Source organism: Mycobacterium conspicuum, from assembly GCF_010730195.1.
GTDB classification, from domain to species: domain Bacteria; phylum Actinomycetota; class Actinomycetes; order Mycobacteriales; family Mycobacteriaceae; genus Mycobacterium; species Mycobacterium conspicuum.
On the sequence record NZ_AP022613.1, the window covers coordinates 5,225,712 to 5,250,039 of the forward strand.

Annotated in this window: 23 protein-coding genes; 6 read left to right on the forward strand and 17 right to left on the reverse strand. The window is 66.0% G+C overall.

Translation table 11 applies throughout. The features are described from left to right. Nucleotides 1-12: 12 nt before the first annotated feature. The 9 genes from G6N66_RS23960 to G6N66_RS24000 form a co-directional block, all read right to left on the reverse strand. A complete protein-coding gene (locus tag G6N66_RS23960; protein WP_085234778.1) occupies nucleotides 13-1,179 on the reverse strand; it encodes a virulence factor Mce family protein in 1,167 nt (388 codons plus the stop codon). Beyond that, a complete protein-coding gene (locus tag G6N66_RS23965; protein WP_085234779.1) occupies nucleotides 1,176-2,615 on the reverse strand; it encodes a virulence factor Mce family protein in 1,440 nt (479 codons plus the stop codon). Before G6N66_RS23965 ends, G6N66_RS23960 begins: the two co-directional genes overlap by 4 nt. Beyond that, complete coding sequence (locus G6N66_RS23970) at nucleotides 2,612-3,673, reverse strand: virulence factor Mce family protein (RefSeq protein WP_139825368.1); 1,062 nt, start codon at nucleotides 3,671-3,673, stop codon at nucleotides 2,612-2,614. The genes G6N66_RS23965 and G6N66_RS23970 overlap by 4 nt, the downstream gene beginning before the upstream one ends. Further along, nucleotides 3,660-4,715, reverse strand: a complete 1,056-nt coding sequence (locus G6N66_RS23975) for an MCE family protein (protein WP_085234780.1) — start codon at nucleotides 4,713-4,715, stop codon at nucleotides 3,660-3,662. The genes G6N66_RS23970 and G6N66_RS23975 overlap by 14 nt, the downstream gene beginning before the upstream one ends. After that, nucleotides 4,715-5,917: an MCE family protein gene (locus G6N66_RS23980; protein ID WP_085234781.1), complete on the reverse strand. Its 1,203-nt coding sequence runs from the start codon at nucleotides 5,915-5,917 to the stop codon at nucleotides 4,715-4,717. The genes G6N66_RS23975 and G6N66_RS23980 overlap by 1 nt, the downstream gene beginning before the upstream one ends. A gap of 18 nt (nucleotides 5,918-5,935) precedes the next feature. Continuing rightward, on the reverse strand, nucleotides 5,936-6,778 hold the full coding sequence (locus G6N66_RS23985; protein WP_085234782.1) for an MlaE family ABC transporter permease: 843 nt from the start codon (nucleotides 6,776-6,778) through the stop codon (nucleotides 5,936-5,938). A 19-nt stretch (nucleotides 6,779-6,797) separates the two neighbouring features. Then, nucleotides 6,798-7,562 (reverse strand): MlaE family ABC transporter permease, encoded by a 765-nt coding sequence (locus G6N66_RS23990; protein WP_085234783.1) that lies wholly within the window; start codon nucleotides 7,560-7,562, stop codon nucleotides 6,798-6,800. A gap of 244 nt (nucleotides 7,563-7,806) precedes the next feature. Next, the gene (locus G6N66_RS23995) at nucleotides 7,807-8,706 is read right to left on the reverse strand and encodes a 3-oxoacyl-ACP reductase (protein WP_085234784.1); all 900 of its coding nucleotides are present in this window, start codon (nucleotides 8,704-8,706) and stop codon (nucleotides 7,807-7,809) included. A gap of 112 nt (nucleotides 8,707-8,818) precedes the next feature. Continuing rightward, nucleotides 8,819-9,010, reverse strand: a complete 192-nt coding sequence (locus G6N66_RS24000; RefSeq protein ID WP_085234785.1) for a ferredoxin — start codon at nucleotides 9,008-9,010, stop codon at nucleotides 8,819-8,821. Between the two features lie 159 nt (nucleotides 9,011-9,169). On the opposite strand from G6N66_RS24000, the gene G6N66_RS24005 reads away from it, so the two are divergent. Genes G6N66_RS24005 through fadD17 form a run of 3 tightly spaced genes read left to right on the forward strand, consistent with a single transcriptional unit; the run spans nucleotide 9,170 to nucleotide 12,983 of the window. Further along, nucleotides 9,170-10,348, forward strand: a complete 1,179-nt coding sequence (locus G6N66_RS24005; RefSeq protein ID WP_085234786.1) for an acyl-CoA dehydrogenase — start codon at nucleotides 9,170-9,172, stop codon at nucleotides 10,346-10,348. A gap of 25 nt (nucleotides 10,349-10,373) precedes the next feature. Next, a complete protein-coding gene (locus tag G6N66_RS24010) occupies nucleotides 10,374-11,459 on the forward strand; it encodes an acyl-CoA dehydrogenase family protein (protein WP_085234787.1) in 1,086 nt (361 codons plus the stop codon). Nucleotides 11,460-11,471: 12 nt separating this feature from the next. Further along, on the forward strand, nucleotides 11,472-12,983 hold the full coding sequence (gene fadD17 / locus G6N66_RS24015; protein ID WP_372515627.1) for a long-chain-fatty-acid--CoA ligase FadD17: 1,512 nt from the start codon (nucleotides 11,472-11,474) through the stop codon (nucleotides 12,981-12,983). Nucleotides 12,984-13,093: 110 nt separating this feature from the next. On the opposite strand, the gene G6N66_RS24020 is transcribed toward fadD17, so the two are convergent. Genes G6N66_RS24020 through G6N66_RS24040 form a run of 5 tightly spaced genes read right to left on the reverse strand, consistent with a single transcriptional unit; the run spans nucleotide 13,094 to nucleotide 18,366 of the window. Beyond that, nucleotides 13,094-13,516, reverse strand: a complete 423-nt coding sequence (locus G6N66_RS24020) for a hypothetical protein (protein ID WP_085234789.1) — start codon at nucleotides 13,514-13,516, stop codon at nucleotides 13,094-13,096. A gap of 43 nt (nucleotides 13,517-13,559) precedes the next feature. Further along, complete coding sequence (locus tag G6N66_RS24025; RefSeq protein WP_085234790.1) at nucleotides 13,560-15,113, reverse strand: acetolactate synthase large subunit; 1,554 nt, start codon at nucleotides 15,111-15,113, stop codon at nucleotides 13,560-13,562. Then, a complete protein-coding gene (locus tag G6N66_RS24030) occupies nucleotides 15,110-15,934 on the reverse strand; it encodes an amidohydrolase family protein (RefSeq protein WP_085234791.1) in 825 nt (274 codons plus the stop codon). Before G6N66_RS24030 ends, G6N66_RS24025 begins: the two co-directional genes overlap by 4 nt. A gap of 24 nt (nucleotides 15,935-15,958) precedes the next feature. Continuing rightward, nucleotides 15,959-16,735, reverse strand: coding sequence for a fructosamine kinase family protein (locus tag G6N66_RS24035; RefSeq protein ID WP_085234792.1), 777 nt, complete (start codon nucleotides 16,733-16,735; stop codon nucleotides 15,959-15,961). Beyond that, a complete protein-coding gene (locus G6N66_RS24040) occupies nucleotides 16,732-18,366 on the reverse strand; it encodes an acyl-CoA synthetase (protein ID WP_085234793.1) in 1,635 nt (544 codons plus the stop codon). The genes G6N66_RS24035 and G6N66_RS24040 overlap by 4 nt, the downstream gene beginning before the upstream one ends. A 39-nt stretch (nucleotides 18,367-18,405) precedes the next feature. Here G6N66_RS24040 and G6N66_RS24045 point away from each other — a divergent pair, with 39 nt between their 5' ends. Then, complete coding sequence (locus G6N66_RS24045) at nucleotides 18,406-19,257, forward strand: crotonase/enoyl-CoA hydratase family protein (RefSeq protein WP_139825370.1); 852 nt, start codon at nucleotides 18,406-18,408, stop codon at nucleotides 19,255-19,257. Between the two features lie 107 nt (nucleotides 19,258-19,364). Continuing rightward, nucleotides 19,365-20,210 (forward strand): type IV toxin-antitoxin system AbiEi family antitoxin, encoded by an 846-nt coding sequence (locus G6N66_RS24050; protein ID WP_232079404.1) that lies wholly within the window; start codon nucleotides 19,365-19,367, stop codon nucleotides 20,208-20,210. Nucleotides 20,211-20,269: 59 nt separating this feature from the next. Here the strand turns inward: G6N66_RS24050 and G6N66_RS24055 are convergent, their stop codons facing one another. Genes G6N66_RS24055 through G6N66_RS24065 form a run of 3 tightly spaced genes read right to left on the reverse strand, consistent with a single transcriptional unit; the run spans nucleotide 20,270 to nucleotide 23,266 of the window. Continuing rightward, nucleotides 20,270-21,469, reverse strand: a complete 1,200-nt coding sequence (locus G6N66_RS24055; protein WP_085234795.1) for a cytochrome P450 — start codon at nucleotides 21,467-21,469, stop codon at nucleotides 20,270-20,272. Continuing rightward, a complete protein-coding gene (locus tag G6N66_RS24060; protein WP_085234796.1) occupies nucleotides 21,466-22,182 on the reverse strand; it encodes an acetoacetate decarboxylase family protein in 717 nt (238 codons plus the stop codon). Before G6N66_RS24060 ends, G6N66_RS24055 begins: the two co-directional genes overlap by 4 nt. Nucleotides 22,183-22,225: 43 nt before the next feature. Beyond that, nucleotides 22,226-23,266 carry an LLM class F420-dependent oxidoreductase gene (locus G6N66_RS24065; RefSeq protein ID WP_085234797.1) on the reverse strand — a complete coding sequence of 347 codons (1,041 nt, stop codon included), beginning with the start codon at nucleotides 23,264-23,266 and terminating at the stop codon, nucleotides 22,226-22,228. Nucleotides 23,267-23,323: 57 nt separating this feature from the next. On the opposite strand from G6N66_RS24065, the gene G6N66_RS24070 reads away from it, so the two are divergent. Further along, complete coding sequence (locus G6N66_RS24070) at nucleotides 23,324-24,313, forward strand: Zn-ribbon domain-containing OB-fold protein (RefSeq protein ID WP_179968313.1); 990 nt, start codon at nucleotides 23,324-23,326, stop codon at nucleotides 24,311-24,313. Nucleotides 24,314-24,328 lie beyond the last annotated feature (15 nt).

The window sequence follows — 24,328 nt, forward strand, 5'->3', positions numbered from 1 at the left end:
CTGCGCCGCCCCCTACTGACCCTGCTGACCCGAAGCCGTGCCGGGCGGAATCTTGAACGGATCGGCGGCCTGCCCGGACAGGTTGGCCATTTCACCGGTCAAGAAGTCGGGCGGGTTGAGGATCTCGGACATGTGCATCATGTTCGGGTCGAGCGCATACGACGTGGTGAAGAACGTCTCACCGAGCCGACGCAACGTGAGGTCGAAGGTGGTGAACACGTTGAGATAGTCGCCACGCACCGACGGCTTGAGGCCGAAGTTGGGGAACGGGAACGTCAGCAACAGCTGCAGCGAGGTCACGAATTCTTTTCGGTTGTCGTTCAGCGCCTTTACCACCGAGTAGAGGCCCTTGAGGTCCTCGGCGAAGTCCACCTTCGTCTTGGCCAGTATGTGCGATGTCACCGTCGCCAACTTCTTGAGCGCGCCGAATGCCTCGACGATGTGGTCGCGTTGCTTGTTGAGCACGCGCAACGCGTCGGGCAGGGTGTCCAGCGCCCGGCCGAGGTTATCCCTGTCGCGGGCCAAAATCGAGGAGAATCGGTTCAACCCGTCGGTCGCCTCGATGATGTCGTTGACCTGACGGTTGAGTCCCGCGGTCAACTCGGCCAGCCGGGGAACCAAATCGACGAATTGGCTTTGACGCCCGGCCACCGCCTGGTAGGTCTCGTCGGTAATCTCTTCCAGCGCACCGACATTGCCCTTGTTGACCACGACGCCGAGCGCCGAAAACACCTCTTCGGTGGTGGGGAAGCGCCCGGTTCGGGCCTCCGCGATGCTCGACCCGTTGACCAGCCTGCCGGTTGGCGGTTGGTCAACAGGGCGCGCCAGGTCGATGTGCAGTGAGCCCAGTAGCGACGTCTGGGACACCTTGGCGGTCGCGTTGGACGGTAGGACCACATTCTTGTCCAACGCCAATTTCACTGCGGCATAGAATGATCCGTCGGGCCGCTGCTTGGCCTCGATGCCGGCGACGCTGCCCACGGTCACGTCGTCGACCATTACCGGCGAGTTCTGCGGCAACGTGGCCACGTCGGGAAGTTCGACGGTGATCTGGTAGGCGCCGAGGCCATGACCCGCGGTGCCGGGCATCGGCAGCGAGTTCAATCCGGTGAACTGACAGCCGGCGATCAACGCGCTGCCGGCGGCCAACACACTGCCGCGCAGCCAGATTCGCTTCATCGACCGCTCCCCAGTCCAGCGGACGGCGATCCGGCAGGGGCTTGGGCGGGCGCGGGGCCCGGAAGCGGGCCGAACCCACCGCCGGACGCGTTGCCGGGTCCGGGGCCGGCGGGCGGCGGTGCACCCTCGGGCTGACCGGTCTGCGGGGCCGTCGGAACAAGCAGGGCTTGCAGATCGGCCGGGTTCTGGGCGGACGGGGGCGTCTTGACGCCCTTGGCAGGTATCCAGGTCAGCTGCGGAACCGGGGTCGCAGACTTGGCTTGGGTTTCCGGGGTGTCGTAGATGATCTGACCCTTGTAGGCGGTGATCGTGTTGAGCGGGTGGAACATCAGCGGCGGGAAGTTGAAGGCGAGCCGGCGCAGCACCGGGCCCAGCCGCTCACGGCAGATCTCGGCGCGGCGGAAGTATTCGGGCGCGCTGGGGCCGCCGGCGGTCTCGAAGGAGCCGCCGCAGATGAACTGCACGGGGTTGGAGAATTCCGGGATCGACAACAGCCCGTTCAGTGTGCCCTGCGCGGGGTCGTAGATGTTATAGAAGTTGGCGATGCCCGGGCCCGCAACGTGCAACACCTGCTCGATGTTGTCGCTCTGGTCGCTCAGGGTCTTGGCGAAGTCGTTGAGGTTGTTGACGGTATCGACGATCGTCGAGTTGTTTTCGTGCAGGAACCCGCGGATGTCGGAGAGCGCTTTGTTCAGTGTCCCCAGCGTGTTGTCGAGATGGCGCGAACTGTCGGCGAGCACCTGCGACACCGAGGCGACATTGCCGGCGAACTGCACGATCTGGTCGTTGCTCGCCGAGAGCGCGTTCACCAGCACCTGCAGGTTCTTGACCGTGCCGAAGATGTCGCTGCGCGAATCCCCCAGCCGCCCCGCGGCCTGGGACAGCTCGCGCAACGCGCTGTGGAACGACTCGCCCTTGCCGTCGAGCGTGTCGGCCGCCTGGTTGATGGCGGCACCCAGCGGCCCCTGCATCTGCCCGGTCGCCGGGCTCAGCTGGACGGCCAGCTGCGTCAGTGCCTCTTTCACCTCGTCCCACTCCACCGGAACGGCGGTGCGGTTTAGGTCGATGCTGCCGCCGTCGGGCAACACGGCGCCGCCGGTGTAGGTGGGGGTGAGCTGAATGAACCGCGCCGCCACCAGGTTTGGCGACATGATCACGGCCCGAGCATCCTTGGGCACCTTGACGTCGTCGGACACCGACATGGTGATCTTGACGTCGGAGGGCCGCGGTTCGATCGTGTCGATCACGCCGACCGGGACGCCGAGCACGCGCACCTGGTCTCCGGGGTAGATCCCGACGGCGGACGTGAAATACGCGACGATGTGTCGCCCGCCGGGGCGCGAAGCCAGCACGTAGACGCCGCCCACCAGCACCGCGACCAACGCGATGCTGGTAACGGTGCGCAGCCCCCGGGCACCCAAAAGTCTTCTGATCACGGCGATTTCGGCCTGATGATCCAGCGCTCTTGGATGAGGCCGCGCAAATAGTCGGAGAGACTGGCCGGCAGCTTGCCCGGCTGGTAGACAAAGTCGAATATCATCGCCATCATCGGCGCCGGCAAGACGCCGTAGACGTTGACGTTAAACCCGGGTCCGGAGCCGACGACCTCACCCAACTCGGTCGCGTAGGTGGGCAGTCGTTTGAGGGCCTCGGTGATGTAGTCGCGGCGCTCGTTGAGGTTGCTCAGCACCGCGTTAAGCTTGCTCAGGGCGGGGCCGAACTCTTTGCGGTTGTCGGCGACGAAGCCCGAAATCTGTTGGGATAGCCCGTCGATTCCGGAGATCAGCTGGCCCAGCGAGTCGCGCCGTTCGTCGAGCGCGGCGAACAACCGGTCACCGTCGTCGACGAGCTTGTTGACCTGCGCGGCCCTTTCGGATAGCACCGACGTCACCGACTTCGCGTGCGCCAGCAGGGATTGCAGCGCCTCGTCGCGGCGGTTCAGCGTGCGCGACAGCGAGGTCACGCCGTCCAGGGCACCGCGCAGGTCCGGGGTGGCGTCGCGCAGCGTGTCGGTCAAGACATTCAGGGCCTGTTCGAACTGCGGCTTGTTCAGATTGCTGGCGTTCTGGCCGAGGTCCTCGAGCGCGCCGGCGAGGGTGTACGGCGTGGTCGTCCGGTTCAGTGGGATGCTGGTCGCCCTCCCCGTACCCGCCGGGCTCACCGAAACGGAACGCTCGCCGAGGATGGTGTCGGTGCGGATCGCGGCCAGCGACTGGTCGCCCACGGCGACGTGCCGGTCCACGGTGAAGGTGACCCGGGCGCTGTCGCCGGCCAGGCTCACCGCCGACACCTTGCCGACCTTGATGCCCGATACATACACGGAGTTACCGGGCGAAATCCCAGCGGCGTCGGCGAAGTAAGCGTCGTAGGACCTGCCCTGCGGCCAGAACGGCAAGCCGGCATAGCCGAAGGCAATCAAGACGATGCAGATCACCAACACCAGGCCGAAGATGCCGGTGCGCAGCGGGTCTCGATCTCGTTTACTGCTTGGCAAAGGCGCACCTCCCCTTGTTCGGGTTCACCTGGCCACCGAGGTTTATCAGCATGTCACTGCCGGCCGGCCCGTTGATCTTGAGCGACACCGAGCAGAAGTAGATGTTGAAGAACGACCCGTAGGCTCCGAGCGCGGCCAGTCGCAGGTAGTCCTCGCCCAACTGCTCGACGTCGTTGTTCACCTCGGCCTTGCGGGTGTCGAGCTCGGTCGCCAGCGGCCGGGTGTTTTCCAGGATGCCCTGCAGCGGCCGGCGCGAATTCTGCAGCAGTTGGGTCAGATCGGTGGTCGTCGACGCGAGCGGCGGGATGGCGCCCGCAATCACGTCCCGGTTGTTGGCCAGGCCGCTGATCAACTGCTGCAGCTGGTCGACGCTCGCCGAGAATTCCGCGCTTCTTTCGTCGACGGTCGACAGCACCGTGTTCAGGTTGTTGATCACGCCGCCGATGAGCTCGTCGCGTTTGCCCAGCGCCGTGGAAAAGGCGCTGGTGTCGGCCAGCACGTTCGCCAACGCTCCGCCCTGACCCTGGAGCAATTGGATAATGGCGCTGCTGATCGTGTTGACCTTCTCCGCATCCAGGCCCTTCAGCACCGGCTTGAGCCCGCCCAGCAGCGCGTCCAGATCCAATGCGGGCTGGGTGTGTTGAGCGTTGATCGTCGCGCCCGGCGCCAGCTTGCGCAACTCGCCCGGACCGGAGGTGATCTCCAGGAAGCGGTCACCGACCAGGTTCTCGTACCGGATCACCGCACGAGTGGATGTGTACAGCGTGTAGTGCTTGTCGATTCCGAATTCCACGTCGACGGTGTTGTCGCGGTTGAGCTTTACCCCGGAGACCGCACCCACCGGCACCCCGGCGATGCGGACCTTCTGCCCCGCCTTCAGCCGCGACGCGTCGGTAAAGGTGGCGTGGTAGGTGCTTTCGGGGCCGAACCGGAAGTCCCCGAACACCACGACCAGGCTCGCGGACACCAACACCATGGCCACCACGAAGATGCTGACCTTGATCACCATCGACCGGTGCGACGGCATGCCCGAGGCCGCCATCAGAAGTCGTCCCGTTCGGCGAAAGCACCATGGAACAAGAACTGCAGCGTGGACGGCGCATCGAACTGCAGCTCGGTGAACGGCTCGTAGGGAATGTTGGCGTTGTCGGTGACCAGGAACGGCGCACGGTAGAACGAGCCACCGCCCTGCTTTGTCGGAATATCGGGCAGCCCACGGCAATTCGGGCCCCCGGAGGCGTTCACGATCGGCAGGGACTCCGGGTAGGTGTAGGACGGCGCACCCAAGACGAAGCTGGACGACGTGAACAGCCCCGCCTTGCGCACACCCAGCAGGGGGGCGTACTCCCTGATGCCTCGCACGATGCCCTTGAATACGCAGCCGAACTCCGGCGAATAGTCGTGGGCCACCTTGATCGGGGCCCGCAACCGGTTGATGGCGTCGATGAAGTCCCGCTCGCCCGGCTGCAACGTGTCATAGGCGTTGTTGGCCAGGCCGATGGTGGCCAACAACGTGGTGTTCAGGTTGTTCTGCTCGTCGACCACCGTCTTGTTGATGGTCGGCAAGCTATCGAACACGGTATTGAGGTCGGGCGCGGCGTCGGCATAGGTGTTGGTGACGATCCCGGTCTTGCGGAAGTCTTCCTGCAGCGCGGCCAGCTTCGGATTCGCCTGTTGTGAAAGGGTATTCAGCCCCGACAACAGCGCGCCGAAGTCGTCGCCGTGACCCCGCAGGCCTTCGGCCAGCGCGCTGAGCGTCCCGTTCAATTCCACCGGGTCGATCTTGTGCAGCAAGTCGATGAGCGACTGGAACAAGGTGTTGACTTCCAGCTGCACCGCAGAGGCCTGCACGACCGCGTCCGGGCGCAACGACTTCGGTGAAGGTGATTGGGGCGGAACGAATTCCACCGACTTGGCGCCGAAGACGGTGTTGCCCCCAATATGCACCGTCGCGTTGGAAGGGATGAATCCCATCTGGCCGCTGTTGATGGCCAAGGTCAACCGCGCCTGGTCGCCGTCGTAGCTGATGGCTTCGACCTTGCCGACCTGGATGCCGCGGTATTTGACCTTGGCGCCCTTCTCCATCACCAGGCCGGCGCGCGGCGCGGCGACGGTGACGCGGTCGGTCGACGTGAAAGCCGCGGAGTAGGAAAGGTACGTCAGCACGGCGAACGCGACGATCAGTCCGGCCAGCACCGCAGCTGCCAGCCGCACGCTCGTGCGTCGAGATCCCGTGCTTGCCATATCTTTTGCGCGCTCTCCCTATCCAGAAAGGTTGAAGTTTCCCTGCGAGCCGTACACCGCGAGTGAAATGAACAACGTGATCACCACGACGACGATCAGCGACGTCCGCACCGCCTGACCGACCGCGATGCCCACGCCCACCGGCCCGCCGTGGGCGTTGTAGCCGTAGTAGGTATGCACCAACATCACCGCGATCGACATCACGATCGCTTGCAGGAACGACCACAACAGGTCGGACGGAATGAGGAAGGTGTTGAAGTAGTGGTCGTACAGGCCGGCGGACTGGCCGTTGATGAACACCGTGGTGAAGCGGGCGGCGAAGAACGCGGCCAGCACCGACAGCGAATACAGCGGCACGATGGCGACCAGGCCGGCGATCAACCGGGTCGACACCAGATACGAAACCGAGTGCACCGCCATCGATTCGACGGCGTCGATCTCCTCGGCGACGCGCATGGCCCCCAACTGGGCGGTGGCGCCGGCGCCGATGGTGGCGGCCAGCGCGATGCCGGCAATCACCGGGGCGACGACCCGGACGTTCAGAAACGCCGACAGGAACCCGGTCAGCGCCTCGATACCGATGTTGCCCAGCGACGAGTAGCCCTGCACAGCGATGACGCCGCCGGATGCCAGGGTCAGGAAGGCCGCGACCCCGACCGTGCCGCCGATCATGATCAGCGCCCCCGCGCCCAACGTCATCTCGGCGACGAGGCGGATCGTCTCTTTGCGGTACCGGGTGACCGCGTTGGGGATGTAACGCAGGGTTTGGCCGTAGAACAGCGCCTGCTCGCCGAAGTCGTCGACCGGGTCGGCGAATCGCGCCAGCAAGTTACGGACCCGGTACGTGATGTCGTAACTCATCGCGCGCTCACCCGCCCGATCACTTGGCCGTGATCCGCACGCCGATGGCGGTCATGACCACATTGATCACGAACAGGCAGATGAACGCATACACGACGGTTTCGTTGACCGCATTGCCGACGCCCTTGGGCCCACCCTTGACCGTCAGGCCGCGGTAGCAGCCGACCAGGCCGGCCATCACGCCGAACAGCAACGCTTTCACTTCCGCGAGGACCAGCTCACGCAGTCCCGTCAGGACGGTCAGTCCGTTGATGAACGCGCCCGGGTTGACGCCTTGCAGAAACACGGAGAAGACGTAGCCCCCGGACAACCCGATCAGACACACCAACCCGTTGAGCAACAGGGCGACGACCGTGGAGGCCAGCACCCGGGGTACGACCAGGCGCTGGATCGGGTCGATGCCGAGCACCCGCATGGCGTCGATTTCCTCGCGGATGGTGCGGGCGCCCAGATCGGCGCAGATCGCCGTGGCGCCGGCGCCGGCCACGACCAGCACGGTGACGACCGGACCGAGCTGGGTGATGGTGCCGAACGCCGTCCCGGCGCCGGACAGGTCCGCGGCCCCGATCTCGCGCAGCAGGATGTTGAGGGTGAAGGCCACCAGGACCGTGAACGGAATGGATACCAGCAGCGTCGGGACCAACGACACCCGAGCGATCATCCAGGTCTGTTCCAGAAACTCGCCGAGCTGGAACGGCCGACGGAAGATGCCGCGCAGGGTATCCATGGACATCTCGAAGAACCCGCCGACCGCCCGGGCCGGAACCGCAAGTTGTTGAATCATTTCGGTTCCCCCCTTTGCTCCTCGCGGCGAAGTCTGTACGTCTTCTGCATGCGGCCGGGATTTACCAGCTCGTCGATGTGAGCCGGATCATATTAACTCAGACCAAATGCGCCGTGTCAATCAACAGATTTCTGAACACGCGCGTTAATTTACCTGGTTAACAGGCATTGAGGGAAGAGTTTCTGACACATGTTCTAGTCACGCAGGGCCCCCTGCCAATAGCTGGCAAATCCTTCCACGGACGTTACTGATCCATCAGCGCGGACGCGGAAAAGTTGCGTTCCGGATCGCGCCCAGCAAAGTAATTGCGCAATGTGGAGCTCAGCTGCGCGGGCTCCCAGGCCGACCCTTCGGCACTGAATTGTTGCTCGACCGTCGGCGCCGCCACCAACGTCACCCGCGGGCCGTAGACGATGAACACCTGACCGTTGACGTCGGCGGCGGCCGGTGACGACAAAAACTGAACCAGGCTAACCACGTGCTCCGGCGAGAGCGGGTCGATTTCGCCTTCCTCTATATCTGCCGGCCCGAAAACGTCGGCCGTCATGGCGGTGCGGGCCCGCGGGCAGATGGCGTTGGCGCGGACGCCGTACTGGCCTAGCGCGCGGGCGGCGGTCAAGGTCAGCTGGATAATCCCCGCCTTGGCGGCGCCGTAGTTGGCTTGTCCGACCGGACCCGTCAGGCCGGCCTCCGACGACGTGTTGACGATCCGGCCGAAGATCGATCCGCCCGATTCTTTGGCCTTGCTGCGCCAGTAGGTGGCCGCGTTGCGGGTCAGCAGAAAGTGCCCGCGCAGGTGCACGGCGATGACGAGGTCCCACTCCTCGTCGGACATGTTGAACAGCATCCGGTCGCGGGTGATCCCGGCGTTGTTCACCACGATGTCCAGTCCGCCCAGCCCGTCGGCGCAGCTGACCAACTCGTCGGCGGTCGAGCGTTGGCTAATATCTCCGGCCACCGCGACGGCTTTGGAGCCGGCCGCCCCGATCTCGTCGATCACGTCGGAGGCATCCAGGGCGGCGGGCATGTCGTTGACGACGACGGTGGCGCCGAGGCGGGCCAAACCGACCGCTTCGGCCCGGCCCAGACCCGCGGCGGCACCGGTCACCACCGCGACCTTCCCGGACAGATCGGTCGCGTTCATGCTGCCCCCGACGACGATGCAGGCCGCCCAGCGGCCTGAGGAGGAGTCGGGGTATTAGGCCTAGTCAATTTATGAATACCTCTAGTTTCGGTTTACTCAGGTCGGTCTCGGCCTAGTCGCCACGCAACAACGCGGCACGAGGGCATTCGGCGATCGCCTGTTCGGCCAGGTCTTCCTGGTCGGGGGGCACGGGATCGGTCTTGATCACGGCGTAGTCCTCGTCGTCAAGGTCGAAGATATCCGGCGCAATTCCCCGGCATACCGCGTTGCCTTCACACCGGTCACGGTCCACGATCACTCGCACGACACCCTCCTTGAACCTGCTCGGACATCCCGGTCCACCATAAGGCTCGGATCGGTCTGACGAAACGGTCGCTGGATTCCCAGACTAGAACGTGTTACAACCGGGAAGACGGACGGGTTGCCGTTGGCCGAATCAACGCCTAGGAGAAGGACGGCTGTAATGCGCATCAGTTACACCCCTGAACAGGAGGAGCTGCGTCGCGAGCTGCGGTCGTACTTCACCAAGCTGATGACCCCGGAGCGTCGCGAGGCGCTGAGCTCCACGCAGGGCGAGGTCGGGACGGGCAACGCATATCGCGACGTCGTTTCGCAGATGGGCAAGGACGGGTGGCTGACCCTGAACTGGCCCAAGGAGTACGGCGGACAGGACCGTACCCCGATGGACTCGCTGATCTTCACCGATGAAGCGGCCATCGCCGGTGCGCCGGTGCCGTTCCTGACGATCAACAGCGTGGCGCCGACGATCATGGCGTTCGGCACCGAGGAGCAGAAGAAGTTCTTCCTGCCCAAGATCGCCGCCGGCGATCTGCACTTCTCGATCGGCTACTCCGAGCCCGGCGCCGGTACCGACCTGGCCAACCTGCGCACGACCGCGGTGCGCGACGGCGACGACTATGTCATCAATGGCCAGAAGATGTGGACCAGCCTGATCGCATACGCCGACTGGGTGTGGCTGGCGGTGCGAACCAACCCGGAGGCCAAGAAGCACCGCGGCATCTCGATGCTGACGGTGCCGACCACCGCCGAGGGGTTCTCGTGGACGCCCGTGCACACCATGGCCGGGGTGGACACCAGCGCCACCTATTACTCCGACGTGCGGGTGCCGGTGACCAACCTGATCGGCGAGGAGAACGGCGGCTGGAAGCTGGTGACCAACCAGCTCAACCACGAGCGGGTCGCCCTGGTGTCGCCGCAGCCGATCTTCGTGGCCCTGCGCGAGGTGCGCGAATGGGCGCAAAACACCAAGGGTGATGGCGGGGCCCGGCTCATCGACTCGGAGTGGGTGCAGCTCAACCTGGCCCGGGTGCACGCCAAGGCCGAGGTGCTCAAGCTGATCAACTGGGAGCTGGCCTCGGCGTCGAGCGAGGCGTTGAACCCCGCGGATGCCTCGGCCGCCAAGGTGTTCGGCACCGAACTGGCCACCGAGGCCTACCGGCTGCTGATGGAGGTCCTGGGCACCGCCGCGACACTGCGCCAGGATTCGCCGGGCGCGCTGCTGCGCGGACGGGTCGAGCGGATGCACCGGGCGTGCCTGATCCTGACCTTCGGCGGCGGCACCAACGAAGTGCAGCGCGACATCATCGGCATGGTCGCGCTGGGCCTGCCCCGAAACCGCTGACTCTTATCAAGACGGGACTACTTTCATGGACTTCACCACAAGCGAAGCGGCGAACGACCTCGGTGGGCTGGTCGACACGATCGTGGATTCGGTGTGCACACCGGAGCATCAGCGCGAACTGGACGGGCTCGAGCAACGATTCGACAAGACGTTGTGGCGCAAGCTGATCGACTCCGACATCCTGTCCAGCGCGGCGGCGTCGGCGCTGGGCGGCGACGGCTTCGGCGTGCTCGAGCAGGTGGCCATCCTGGTCGCGCTGGGTCATCAGATGGCCGCAGTGCCCTATTTGGAATCGGTGATGCTGGCCTCCGGCGCGCTGGCCCGGTTCGGCTCCGAGGGGTTGCAGCAGGACTGGGCCGTGCCGGCGGTCAAGGGCGAGAAGATCCTCACCGTGGCCCTGGATGGCGAGATGGGTGAGGGACCGGTACGGGCGGCCGGCGGCAAGCTGACGGGGACCCGGACGCTGGTCGGTTACGGTCCGGTCGCGGATGCCTTCCTTGTTGCCGCCGAAACCGATTCGGGCACAGCAGTTTTCCTGGTCGCGGCCGACGACCCCGGGGTCACGGTGACGGCGTTGCGCACCACCGGCTTCAACAGCGCCGGGCACCTGGCGCTCGACGGTGTCGCGGTGGACGACTCGCGTCGGGTCGGCGGGGACGAAGTCGCCCCGTGGCTCGAAACCCTTGCCACACTGGGCCGCAGCGCGTTTCAGCTCGGGGTGCTGGAGCGCGGTTTGCAGATGACCGCCGAATACGCGCGCGAGCGCGAGCAATTCGACCGACCGATCGGCAGCTTTCAGGCCGTTTCGCAGCGGTTGGCCGACGGCTACATCGACATCAAAGGCTTGCGGCTGACGCTCACCCAGGCGGCCTGGAAGGTCTCCGAGGACATCCCCGCCGAGATGGACGTGGCCAGCGCGGCGTTCTGGGCCGCGGATGCCGGGCACCGGGTGGCACACACCATCGTGCATGTGCACGGCGGCGTCGGCGTCGACACCGATCACCCGGCGCACCGTTATTTCTTGGCGGCCAAGGAAACCGAGTTCGCGTTGGGCGGCGCCACCGGACAGCTGCGCCGCATCGGCCGTGAACTCGCCGAGACCCCTGCCTAGCCCGGGCAATTGATCCTCAGCCCGACCGACCTCACGGTCACCCAACTCCTGGTGCCGCTGGCCGACATCGACGACCGCGGCGTCTATTTCGAGAACTCGTTCACCAGTTGGCGTGATCATGTGCAACACGCGGCCGCCATCACCGCGGCGCTGCGCGACCGGTTGGATCCGGCCAAGCCGCCGCACGTCGGCGTGCTGCTGGAGAACACGCCGTTCTTCTCGGCGATGCTCGTGGCGGCCGGGATGTCGGGGATCGTGCCGGTAGGCCTGAACCCGGTGCGGCGCGGCGAGGCGCTGATCCGCGACATCGACAAGGCCGACTGCCAGCTGGTGTTGGCCGATACGAAATCCGCTGAAACGCTTGATGGCATCGAGCATGTCAATGTCGATTCCCCGGAGTGGGCCGCCGAGGTCGACGCGCACCGCGACGCGGAGGCGCGTTTCCGGACCGCGTCGCCCGACGACCTGTTCATGCTGATCTTCACGTCGGGCACCAGCGGTGATCCCAAGGCGGTGAAGTGCAGCCACGGCAAGGTGGCCGTCGCCGGCGTGATGATGACGCAGCGCTTCGAGCTTGGCCGCGACGACGTCTGCTACGTGTCGATGCCGCTGTTTCATTCCAACGCGGTACTGGTCGGCTGGTCGGTGGCGGCGGCGTGTCAGGGCTCAATGGCGTTGCGGCGCAAGTTCTCCGCGTCGAACTTCCTGCCGGACGTCCGTCGCTACGGCGCCACCTACGCCAACTACGTCGGCAAGCCGCTATCCTATGTGCTTGCCACACCCGAGCTTCCCGACGATGCGGACAACCCGCTGCGCGCGGTGTACGGCAACGAAGGGGTGCCCGGCGACATCGAGCGCTTCGCAACCAGATTCGGCTGTCGGGTTCAGGACGGCTTCGGTTCGACCGAGGGCGGGGTTGCGATCGGACGTACCCCCGATACCCCACCGGGTGCGCTGGGCCCGCTGACCGAGGGGATCGAGATCATCGACCCCGAGACCGGCGAGCCCTGCCCGCCCGGCGTGGTCGGCGAGGTGGTCAACACCGCAGGAGCGGGCCGGTTCGAGGGCTACTACAACGATCCCGAGGCCGAGGCCCAACGCATGGCCGGGGGCGTCTACCACAGTGGCGACCTGGCCTATCGCGACGAAGCCGGGTACGCCTATTTCGCTGGCCGACTTGGCGATTGGATGCGGGTCGACGGCGAGAACCTGGGCACCGCGCCGATCGAACGGGTGCTGCTACGGCATCCCGAGGTGACCGAGGCGGCGGTGTATCCGGTGCCCGATCCGGTGGTCGGCGACCAGGTGATGGCGGCGCTGGTGCTGACGCCCGGCGCCGAATTCGACGTCGAGACGTTCCGGTCGTTCCTGGCCGCACAGTCCGACCTCGGGCCCAAGCAATGGCCGTCGTATGTCCGGGTCAGCGCGGCGCTGCCACGCACGGTGACCTTCAAGGTGCTCAAGCGGGAGCTCTCGGCCGAGGGTGTGGACTGCGCCGATCCGGTGTGGTCGATATCCCGGTAAACGTGTCGTCTAACGGTGTCCGCGAGCCGAACGTCACTGCGAAATCCGGTGCCGGAAATCGCAGCCACGTTCGGCTCGCGGGCTAGACACGCGGGAGCGTGGGCGGTTAACTAGCTGCCGTCGCCCGACGCGGCCGCCTGAGCAGCATCGGCCTGATAGCTCCCCATGAACTCCATCGGCACGCCGCCCATGGTGCAGAAGAACAGGTCGACGCCGGGCACCATGGTGTTGAGCACCGTGACGTCGTCGGCGAACTTGTGTGCCTTGTCTTTCACGTTGCTGTAGTCGTCGGTGAGGAACGACAGCGCCGCGAGGCCCTCGGGGGCGATGTCGCGCATCTTCTCGGGCACGTCCAGGACTTCGATCAGTCCGGCGTCGCCGCTGCCCAGAATCGTCACGTCGGCTCCATCCGATGGTGGCCAGCCTAGGGTCGCCTCCAGCATCTCGCCGGGGATCCGAAAGCTGTGCTGGACATCCATCCCAACGACGTCGGTGAGGAATTGGATGAAGGTGCTCGCCGAATGGCTGCGCATGACGACATGATGAAGCTGTTTCGACAATGGTGGACACCTTTCGCTAGCCGAACAGTGATGGGACTACCGCGTCGATAAGGTGCGGTCCGGGTTCGGCGAAGGCCGCATTGAGCGCGTCGGCCAATTCCTCGGCGGTGCTGACCCGCCGCGCCGGCACTCCCATGCCCTCGGCGATCTTGACGAAATCCATTGTGGGACCGGATAAGTCAAGCAGGTTCAGCGCTTTGGGGCCGGGGGCGGATCCGGCCCCGACGCGCTGCAGTTCAATCCGGAGGATGTCGTAGGCGCCGTTGTCGTAGAGGACGGTGGTCACGTTGAGGTTTTCACGCGCCTGAGTCCACAAGCCGGAAATCGTGTACATCGCCGAGCCGTCGGATTCCAGGCAGAGCACCGGCCGGTCGGGTGCGGCCACCGCGGCACCCACCGCCGTCGGGATGCCGTAGCCGATCGCTCCGCCGGTCAGCGTCAGCCAATCGTGGGCCGGCGCCCCGGCGGTGGCCTTCTCCAACGCCAGACCGGACGTGTTGGACTCGTCGACGACAATGGCCCGTTCCGGCAGCAGCGCGCCGATCACCGCGGCCGCCGACGCGGACGTCAGGGCACCGGTCGGTAACTCCGGGCGCGACGGGGACGCCACCGGGGCGACGGTGTCCGGCGCCAGCTCGTCGGCCAACGCGGCCAAAGCCGCTGCCGCGCCGTCGTATTCGGCGAGCACGTGCACCTCGCAGCCCGCCGGCACCAGGTCGCTGGGCGTGTTCGGGTAGGCGAAGAAGGACACCGGCGACACGGCGCCGGCCAGCACCAGATGCTTGGCGCCGTCGAGTTGGGCTGCGACGGCCTCGGCGAAATAGGCGAGCCGGTCGATCGCGGGGATGCCGGCGCCGCGCTCGAGCCGCGTCGGGAAGGTCTCACAGAGCAGGCGGGCGCCGGTCGCCTGGCCGATCCGCGCGGCCGCGGCCAGGCCGGGTGCGCGGGTGGCGTCGCCACCGATGAGCATCACCGTGGGCTCGCCGGAGCGCAACGCCGCGGCCACCTCTGATGCGCCGACCGCCGGTCCCCCGGCGCGGCCTGCCGGTGGCCGCACCTCGGCCACCTGGCCGCCGTCGGACCAGGACGCGTCGGCGGGCAGGATCAACGTCGAGACGCAAGATCCGGAAACGCTCGCAGCGATCGCCTCGGCCGTATCGGGCCCGACGGCGGCGCTGTCGACGCTACGGCGCACCCATCCCGACACGGTGCCCGCCAGCGCGTCGATGTCGGATTCCAGTGGGGCGTCGTACTTCTTGTGATAGGTGGCATGATCGCCGACGACGACCACCATCGGGACTTTCGCGCGGCGCGCGTTGTGCAGGTTGGCCAGGCCGTTGCCCAGCCCGGGGCCCAGGTGCAGCAGCACCGCGGCGGGGCGGTCGGCGATGCGCGCATACCCGTCGGCCGCACCGGTGGCCACCCCTTCGAACAGGGTCAGCACGCCGCGCATGCGTTCCACGGTGTCCAGTGCGGACACGAAGTGCATCTCCGACGTGCCGGGGTTGGCGAAGCACACGTCGACACCACCGTCGACCAGGGTGTTGATCAGCGCCTGGGCACCGTTCACTGAGTCGCCTCCAATCCGAACACCCGCTCGGCATTGCCGCGCAAGAAGTCGTGGCGGGCCTCGTCGCTGAGGCCGAGGTCGTCGAGGCCGGCCAGCGCGTGGCTGTGCGCAATCATCGGCCAGTTGGTGCCGAACAGCACTTTGCGTTGTCCGGTAGGAGTTTTCATGAATCTGATGAGCTCTTCAGGCAGCCGCTTGATCGTGTAGGCGCTGGTATCGATGTACACGTTTTCGTGTTTGCGAGCGACGGCCACCATCTCCTCGGTCCACGGATAGCCGACGTGCCCGCACACGATCACCAGCTCCGGAAAGTCGAGGGCCACCTGGTCGATGTAGGGAATCGGGCGTCCGGTCTCCGAAGGGCGCAACGGCCCGGTGTGGCCGACCTGCGTGCAAAACGGCACGCCGGACTCGACACACTCGGCGAACAGCGGGTAGTAGCGGCGGTCGGTGGGCGGCGCATTCCACAGCCAGGGCACCACCCGCAGGCCGACGAACCCTTGTTTAACCCGGCGTCGCAATTCGCGGACCGCCTCCATGGGCCGATCCAAGTCGGCGGCGGCAAGGCCGGCAAAACGGTTGGGGTGCAATCTGATCCACTCGGCGACCTCGTCGTTGGAGACCAGGTCCTGGCCGCCCGGTCCCTGCCACGCGCTGAGCAAGCCGAGGTCAACGTTGGCCGCGTCCATGGACGCGATGGTCGCCTCGATTGGGATGTCGGTGTCCGGTATTGACCCGCCGGTCCAACGCCGCAGCGAGGCCAAGAAGTCGCTGCGCAGGAACCGTTGCGTCGGATGCTGCATCCACACGTCGATCGTCATCGCGATTCGACTTTAGACCCCGGGTCACACGGCCAGTGCGGCGCGGGCGGCGGCACGGGTGCGCGCCGCATACTCCCCGCCAAACAGCACGACGTGCGCGAGCAGCGGGAAGAGCTGGTGTAGCCCGATCCGGTTGCGCCAGCCGGGTTTCAGCGGCTGCACCCGCTGGTAGCCGGTGATGATCGCGTCGTAGTGCGGGCAGCCGAACAGCGCCAGCATCGCCAGGTCGGTCTCGCGGTGACCGGCGTGCGCGGCGGGGTCGATCAGCACCACCCCGTCGGGTGTCCACATCACGTTGCCGCCCCACAGGTCGCCATGCAGCCGCGCTGGGCGGTCCGCTTCGTCATCAGAATCGAAGTCGCCGGCGCGGCAACGCGCCGCGACCTCAGAGATCGTGGCCCGGGTTGCCACATCGAGTTGCGGCGCGGCGAGCTCGGCCATCGGGGCCAGCCGCTCGTCGGCGTAGAACTCGCCCCAACGCTGGTGCGGCCGCAATGACATCGGCAGCGGCTGCTGTAGTGGCCCGAAGAACCCGGGCCCGTCCCAGCCGTCGGGACCCACACCGAACGCCGGGGCGCCGGCGCCGTGGGTGGTGGCGAGTTGGCGGCCGAACGCGTGCGCGGCTTCGGCGCTCGGACTGACCGACTGGAGTCGCCGCAGCGTCAGGCTCCCGGCATCGACGGAGACGACCTGCGCACAGGGCACGCCGCCGTCGACGCTGGAAAGCCAGCGCAGCCCTGAGGCTTCCCAAGCGAAATAATTGGCGGGCGCGCCCGGATGACTCTTGACGAAATCAGTCACGCAGTCGCGTGAGCGGCATGCACATCGTCGGCCGGGCGCGCCTCGGTCTGCTCCTTGGCCCAGCGGTAGTCCGGCTTGCCGGCCGGCGAGCGCTTGACCTCGTCGACGAGCCAAAGACTGCGCGGCACTTTGTATCCCGCGATCTCGGAGCGCACGAAGCTGTCCAGCTCGGCCAGCGCGGGCCGGGTACCGGGCCGGGGCTGAACGACGGCGGCCACATGCTGGCCGTACCGGGCGTCGGGCACGCCGACCACCAGCGCGTCGAAGACGTCGGGGTGGCCCTTGAGGGCGGCCTCGACCTCCTCGGGGTAGATCTTCTCGCCGCCGCTGTTGATCGACACCGAGCCGCGGCCCAGCATCGTGACGGTGCCGTCCTCCTCGACCTGCGCGTAGTCCCCCGGGATGGCGTAGCGGACGCCGTTGATGGTCCGAAACGTTTCGGCGGTCTTCTTCTCGTCCTTGTAGTAGCCGACCGGGATGTTGCCCTTCTTGGCGATGAAGCCGCGCACGCCGGAGCCGGGCTTGACCTCGTTGCCGTCGTCGTCGAGGACGACGGTGCGGTGGTCGATGGTCACCCGCGGGCCGCCGCTGTGCGGCGCGTCCTTGGCGACGATGCTGGTGCCGCCAAACCCGGTCTCCGAGGAGCCAATTGAGTCGGTGATGACCCGATTGGGCAGCAACTCGAGCAGCTTCTCCTTGATGCTCGGCGAAAACAGCGCCGCGGTGCTGGCGAGCAGGAACAGCGACGACAGGTCATAGTCGTTATCCTTCTGCAGCGCGTCCAGCAGCGGGCGCGCCATCGCGTCGCCGGTGAAGAACAACAGGTTGACCTTGTGTTTGTGGATCGTGCGCCACACCTCGTCGGCGTTGAACTCCGGTTCGAGGACGGTGGTGTGGCCACCGAACAGCGACATCCAGGTGGAGGACTGGGTGGCGCCGTGGATCATCGGCGGAATCGGATAGCGGATCATGGGCTCGCTGGCGGCCGCAGCCTTGGCCAGGTCGTACTCGTCCTTGACGAATTCGCCTGTGGCGAAGTCGGTTCCACCGAACAGCACCCGGTATATGTCCTCGTGGCGCCACATCACGCCCTTAGGGAACCCCGTCGTGCCACCCGTATACAGCAGGTAGATGTCGTCGGCGCTGCGCGGCCCGAAGTCGCGTTCGGGCGACCCCTGCGCGATCGCGTCGTAGAACTCGACGCCGCCGTACCGCTGGAAGTCTTTGTCGGAGCCGTCCTCGATCACCAGGACCGTCTTGACGTTCGGGGTGTCCGGCAAGACGTTGGCGACCCGGTCGGAGTACTGGCGTTCGTGGACGAGCGCCACCATGTCGGAGTTGTCGAACAGGTAGCGCAGCTCGGCCTCGACGTAGCGGAAGTTGACGTTGACGATGATCGCGCCGGCCTTCACCACGGCCAGCATCGCGATGACGATCTCGTTGCGGTTGCGGCAGTAGAGTCCGACCTTGTCGTCCTTCTTGACGCCCTGGTCGATCAGGTAGTGGGCGAGGCGGTTGGCCTTCTCCTCTAGTTGGGCGTAGGTGAGCTGGTCGTCGCCGCAGATGAGGGCGACACGGTCGGGCACAGCGTCGATGGCGTGCTCGGCAAGATCGGCAATATTCAGGGCCACGGCACCAAATTAGAACGTGTTACATTTCCTGACAAGTTCATGCTCGATGTCGAGGGAGAGGCAGTAGCCGTGGCCGAGTCACCAGCAAACGAGGAAACCGGGCCTTCGGAAGCAGATGCGTTGGTGGAACAGCGTGGTCACACATTGATTGTCACGTTGAATCGGCCGCACGCACGCAACGCCCTGAGCACCGAAATGATGGAAATCATGGTGCAGGCCTGGGACCGCGTCGACAACGACGACGACATCCGCTGCTGCATCCTGACCGGTGCCGGTGGCTACTTCTGCGCGGGCATGGATCTCAAGGCAGCAACCAAGAAGCCGCCGGGCGATTCCTTCAAGGACGGCAGCTACGACCCGTCGCGCATCGACGCGCTGCTCAAAGGCCGCCGGCTGAAGAAGCCACTGATCGCCGCGGTCGAGGGCCCCGCGATCGCGGGCGGCACCGAAATCCTGCAGGGCACCGACATCCGCATCGCCGGCGAGAGCGCCAAGTTCGGCATCTCCGAGGCCAAGTGGAGCCTCTACCCGATGGGCGGCTCCGCCGTGCGGCTGGTGCGGCAAATCCCATACACGGTGGCGTGCGACCTGCTGCTGACCGGGCGGCACATCACCGCCGCCGAAGCCAAGGAGATGGGCCTGATCGGGTATCTGGTGCCCGACGGGCAGGCGCTGACCAAGGCGCTAGAGATCGCCGAGCTGATATCGGCTAACGGCCCGCTGGCCGTGCAGGCAATCCTGCAGGCGATTCGCGAGACCGAGGGCATGCACGAGAACGAGGCGTTCAAGATCGACACCCAGATCGGAATCAAGGTGTTCTTGTCCGACGACGCCAAGGAAGGCCCCCGCGCGTTCGCCGAGAAGCGCAAGCCGCAGTTCAAAAACCGCTAGCCCTCCTGTTGCGCCGAACGTGAAGCCCTTGCGAAAAGCGGGGCCGATCTTCGCAACCAATTCACTTTCGGCGGCGCTGTCGGACCTTCACGACAAACTGCTAAGCCGTGACGGGACCACTCATCATCGGCAGCGAAGCAACGGCGAAGGGTACGTTGACGCCCTACCAGCTGCGAAGCAGCTATACAGCGATACACCCCGATGTCTACGTCCCTACCGGCACGGAGCTCACCGCAACACAGCGCGCTTACGCCGCCTGGCTGTGGTCGAAACGGCGAGGTGTTATCGCCGGACAATCGGCTTCGGCACTGCATGGCGCGAAGTGGGTGGATCACCGGAAACCGGCCCAGCTGCTCTACCAAAACCGCCATCCCCCGAAAGGCATTGTTACCTGGTCCGATCGCTTCGCACCCCACGAGGTCCAGTTGATCCGCGGCGTACAGGTAACAACTCCCGCGCGCACAGCTTTCGATCTCGCCAGCCACTATCCATTGGGTAAGGCAGTCGCCGCCATCGACGCCCTCGCCCGCGCCACTAGGCTCAGGCCCGCCGATGCCGAGCTATTGGCCGACCGCTATCGGGGCCACCGAAACATCAGGCGAGCGCGTCAAGCGCTGGCCCTCGTCAACCCGGGTGCGGAGTCACCGCAAGAGACTTGGCTGCGATTGCTGGTCGTCGAGGCGGGCTACCCGACACCACAGACCCAGATTCCGGTCTACGGCCCGTTTGGTGAGCTGGTCGGGATAGTCGACATGGGTTGGGAGGAGCGCAAACTCGCGCTCGAGTACGAGGGCGACCACCATCGGACGAATCGCCGAGTTTTCAACAACGACATCGCGCGCCACGAAACGATGACGACAGACCTTGGCTGGATCGTCATCAGGGTCACAGCAGAAGACACGCGGGGCGGTGTCCTAAGGCGTCTAGGCGCCGCCTGGGCTCGCCGAACGTGAATCCACTGCGAAAAATAGCCAAAAATATCGCAGCTGATTCACGTTCGGCGCAGGGCGGGTCAGCCCAGCGGCGCGGAAGGGGTGAACGCCACCGGCATCTTCTCTAGGCCGGAAACGAAGTTCGCCGGCCGCAGCGGCAGATCGGCGCCCGAGGCGAGCCGCAGGTCCGGGAGGCGCTGCAGCAGCCGCGTCTGCATGATCGACAGCTCCAGGCGGGCCAGCTGGTTGCCGAGGCAGAAGTGCGTGCCGAAGCCGAACGCGAGGTGGTTGTTCGGGTAGCGCTCGATGTCGAAGCTCTCCGGGTCGGTGAACACCTTCTCGTCGAAGTTCGCCGACTCGAACAGCAGGATCATCTTTTCGCCCTGATGCAGCTGGGTGCCGTGGAACTCGGTGTCCGCGGTAACCGTGCGGGCCATGTTCTTCACCGGCGCGGTCCAGCGCAGCATCTCTTCGATCGCGTTGGGCAGCAGCGCCAGATCCTTGACCAAGCGCTGGTGCTGATCGGGATGCAGCAGCAGCTGCCGCGTCCCGCCGGACAGCGTGTGGCGGGTGGTCTCGTCGCCACCGATCAGCAGCAGCAGCACCTCGGTGACGATCTGGTGGTCCTCGAGCCGGGAGCCTTCGACCTCCGCGTGCACCAGCACGCTGACCAGGTCGTCGGTCGGTTGCTCCTTGCGCGCCGCGATCATGCCCATCATGTATTCGCTGTAGGCGGCGAAGGCATCCATGGTGACCTGCATATCCGCTTCGGCCGCGGTGCTGCTCAACGCGCCGACCAGCTCGTCGGACCACTTGAGGAACATCGAGCGCTCCTCGGGAAGCACCCCCAGCATGTCCCCGATGACCGCCATCGGCAGCGGCGCGGCGAGGTCCCACACGAAGTCACACTCGCCGCGCTCGCATACCGCGTCGATCAGCGTGTCACACAGCGAAATGATCTTGGCCTCTTGGTCTTTCACCCGTTTGCGGGTGAAGCCATAGTTGACGAGCTTGCGCCGCAACAGGTGTTGCGGGTCGTCCATCTCGATCATCATCTCGACGCCGGGCTGGTCGGGTCGAATCCCGCCGGCGTTAGAGAACAGCTCGGGCTTACGTTCGGCCTCGATGACGGCCTGATACGTCGACGCGGCGGCGAGCCCGTTGCGGTCGCGGAACACCGGCTCGTTCTCGCGCATCCAGCGGTAGACCGGCCGGTAGTCACCCGCGTAGAAGGTCCCGTCGGTCAGGTCGACGTCGGGTCTGGTCGCTACGGTGGTCATGAAATCTCCCTGGCATCGCCGAATGTCATTTGTACTTGGTCAGCAGAACTGGACAACAAAGCGCGCTTCGGAAGGCCCAGCGACGCTAACTCTTTCGCGTACGGATGATCACCAAGCGTGACACGCACTCCGCCGAATCGGGTGTGCACGCCGTCCAGCGTGTGTTCGAACGCGGTTTCGCGGGTGACCCCGTCGCGGTGCGAGTAGCTGCGCTGCGCTTGCTGGCGCGGGGTCAGCCGGAAGGGCAGGCCGCGACGGAATTCCATGCCGATCACCTTCTGGCCGTCAACGGTGCATTCGAAAGCAAACTGGCGGTCCTCGCGAATCGTGAAGTCCGCCATGACTTTCGGGTAGCCCCAGATCTTGGTGCCGGCCTCCAACGTGAACGACTGGTCGACGGGCAGGTGGTGGATGAAGGCGCCGGCGTCCTGCAGCGCACGCGGGCCGCTTGCATGCGAACCGGGTGGATTGACCATCACGCTGGTGCCGAATTCGTAGTACTTGCCGAGGTCGCCGTCGATGTAGTGCATCAGCATCAACACGACGATCGCGCGCCCGGGCAGATAGCGGCAGACCCGCAGGCCGCTGTAGTCGATCAGGTGCTGCGCGGCGTCGGCATCGACGGAGAACATCGCCATATGCTGGTTTGCCGAGCGGATCCGCACCGGCATGGTGATCACCGTGCCCGCGATGGTGTGCTGCGAGGCTGTCATCGGGCCAATCTAGAACGTGTTCTTGACAACTAGCAAGAACTGTCTACACAAGCGTGCCGAGCTCGCGGACCTGCTCGGCATTGCGGCCGTTCACCACCATCATGGTGACCCCGGCCGCTTCCCAGACCTTCACCTGCTTACGGACGTAGTCCACGTCGCCGACGATCGCCGCGTCGTCGACCAGTTCGTCCGGGATGATCTGGGCGGCTCGTTCTTTGCCGTCCTTGCGTCCACTGCGGAAGAGCTTCGTGACGTCGTCGACCACCTCGGAGTAGCCCATCCGGCGGTAGACGTCGGCGTGGAAGTTGGTGTCCTCGGCGCCCATGCCGCCCATGTACAGCGCGAGGTAGGGCTTCATGCCCGCGAAGGCGGCGCTGCGGTCATCGGTGATGACGACCGTGGCCGTCGCGCAGATCTCGAAGTCCGCACGGCTGCGGCGCGCGCCGGGGCGAGCGAACCCCTCGTCGAGCCATTCGTTGTAGGTGTCGGCCATCCGCGGCGTGTAGAAGATCGGCAGCCAGCCGTCGCAGATCTCGGCGGCCAGCGCGACGTTCTTCGGGCCCTCGGCGCCCAGCATGATCGGGATGTCGGCGCGCAGCGGGTGGGTGATGGGCTTGAGGGGCTTACCCAGGCCGGTGGTCCCAGCGCCGGTCAGTGGCAACGGGTAGTGCGGCCCGTCGCTAGTCACCGGCGCCTCGCGGGCCCACACCTGCCGGAGGATGTCGATGTATTCGCGGGTGCGGGCCAGCGGCTTGGGAAACGACTGGCCGTACCAGCCCTCCACCACCTGCGGCCCGGACACGCCGAGCCCGAGGATGTGCCGGCCCCCGGACAGGTGATCGAGCGTCAGCGCGGCCATCGCGCAGGCCGTCGGGGTGCGGGCGGACAGCTGGATCACCGATGTGCCCAGCCGCAGCCGCCGCGTCGACGAGCCCCACCACGCCAGCGGCGTGTAGGCATCGGATCCCCACGCCTCGGCGGTGAACACGGCGTCGAAGCCGGCGTCCTCGGCGGCGGCGACGAGCTCCGCGTGGTTCTCCGGGGCGTGGGCGCCCCAATATCCCAGCTGCAGTCCGAGCTTCATCGCTGCCTCCTCGACCCGATGTTGAATCCGTTCTTAGAACCTGTTCTACTCGATGGCGTGACAGCCAGTTCGAGCGGCCCGACCCTGATGGATCACCCTGAGCCGCCCCTCTCCGCGCCACTGACCTTGGCCTTCGACTACACCCGTTCAGTCGGCACCACGCTGAGCAAGTTCTTCACCGCACTGCGCGAGCGCCGCGTGCTCGGGGTGCGCGGATCGGACGGTCGGGTGCACGTACCGCCGCCCGAATACGACCCCGTGACCTACGAGCCGCTGGGCGAGATGGTACCGGTGTCGGCCGTCGGCACCGTCGTGTCCTGGACCTGGCAACCCGAGCCGTTGGAAGGCCAGCCGCTGGACCGGCCGTTCGCGTGGGCGCTGATCAAGCTCGACGGCGCCGACACCCCGCTGATGCACGCGGTCGACGTTGGCGAGCCGGACAAGATCCGCACCGGCGCGCGGGTGCACGTGCACTGGGCCGACGAAACGGTGGGCGCCATCACCGACATCGCCTACTTCGTGCCCGGCGAGGACGCCGAGCCGGAGGGGCCCGCCAGCGATCAGGACCCGGTCACCATGATCGTCACGCCGGTCTCGCTGACGATCCAGCACAGCGCCTCGCACGAGGAGAGCGCGTATTTGCGGGCCATCGCCGAGGGCAGGCTGCTCGGCGCCAAGACGGGCGAAAACGGCAAGGTGTACTTCCCGCCGCACGGCGCCGACCCGGCCACCGGCCTGCCCACCACCGACTTCGTCGAACTGCCCGACAAGGGCGTCGTGACGACGTTCGCGATCATCAACATCCCGTTCCAGGGCCAGCGCATCAAGCCGCCGTACGTGGCGGCCTACGTGCTGCTCGACGGCGCCGACATCCCGTTCCTGCACCTGGTCGCCGACATCGACGCGCACGAGGTGCGGATGGGCATGCGCGTCGAGGCGGTGTGGCGGCCCCGCGAGGAGTGGGGTTTCGGCATCGACAACATCGAGTACTTCCGGCCCACCGGTGAACCGGACGCCGACTACGACACCTACAAGCACCACCTGTAAAGGGTTTACCTGCAC

What these genes read in the sequence shown, in the direction of transcription:
- G6N66_RS24065 (WP_085234797.1), bottom strand. Translation starts at nt 23,266, where the DNA reads ATGAAGCTCGGACTGCAGCTGGGATATTGGGGCGCCCACGCCCCGGAG.
- G6N66_RS24020 (WP_085234789.1), bottom strand. Translation starts at nt 13,516, where the DNA reads ATGCGCAGCCATTCGGCGAGCACCTTCATCCAATTCCTCACCGACGTC.
- G6N66_RS24055 (WP_085234795.1), bottom strand. Translation starts at nt 21,469, where the DNA reads ATGACCACCGTAGCGACCAGACCCGACGTCGACCTGACCGACGGGACC.
- G6N66_RS24030 (WP_085234791.1), bottom strand. Translation starts at nt 15,934, where the DNA reads ATGACGATCGACGTGTGGATGCAGCATCCGACGCAACGGTTCCTGCGC.
- G6N66_RS24005 (WP_085234786.1), top strand. Translation starts at nt 9,170, where the DNA reads ATGCGCATCAGTTACACCCCTGAACAGGAGGAGCTGCGTCGCGAGCTG.
- G6N66_RS23985 (WP_085234782.1), bottom strand. Translation starts at nt 6,778, where the DNA reads ATGAGTTACGACATCACGTACCGGGTCCGTAACTTGCTGGCGCGATTC.
- G6N66_RS23990 (WP_085234783.1), bottom strand. Translation starts at nt 7,562, where the DNA reads ATGATTCAACAACTTGCGGTTCCGGCCCGGGCGGTCGGCGGGTTCTTC.
- G6N66_RS24045 (WP_139825370.1), top strand. Translation starts at nt 18,406, where the DNA reads ATGCTCGATGTCGAGGGAGAGGCAGTAGCCGTGGCCGAGTCACCAGCA.
- G6N66_RS23975 (WP_085234780.1), bottom strand. Translation starts at nt 4,715, where the DNA reads ATGGCGGCCTCGGGCATGCCGTCGCACCGGTCGATGGTGATCAAGGTC.
- G6N66_RS23980 (WP_085234781.1), bottom strand. Translation starts at nt 5,917, where the DNA reads ATGGCAAGCACGGGATCTCGACGCACGAGCGTGCGGCTGGCAGCTGCG.
- G6N66_RS24010 (WP_085234787.1), top strand. Translation starts at nt 10,374, where the DNA reads ATGGACTTCACCACAAGCGAAGCGGCGAACGACCTCGGTGGGCTGGTC.
- G6N66_RS23960 (WP_085234778.1), bottom strand. Translation starts at nt 1,179, where the DNA reads ATGAAGCGAATCTGGCTGCGCGGCAGTGTGTTGGCCGCCGGCAGCGCG.
- G6N66_RS24060 (WP_085234796.1), bottom strand. Translation starts at nt 22,182, where the DNA reads ATGACAGCCTCGCAGCACACCATCGCGGGCACGGTGATCACCATGCCG.
- G6N66_RS23995 (WP_085234784.1), bottom strand. Translation starts at nt 8,706, where the DNA reads ATGAACGCGACCGATCTGTCCGGGAAGGTCGCGGTGGTGACCGGTGCC.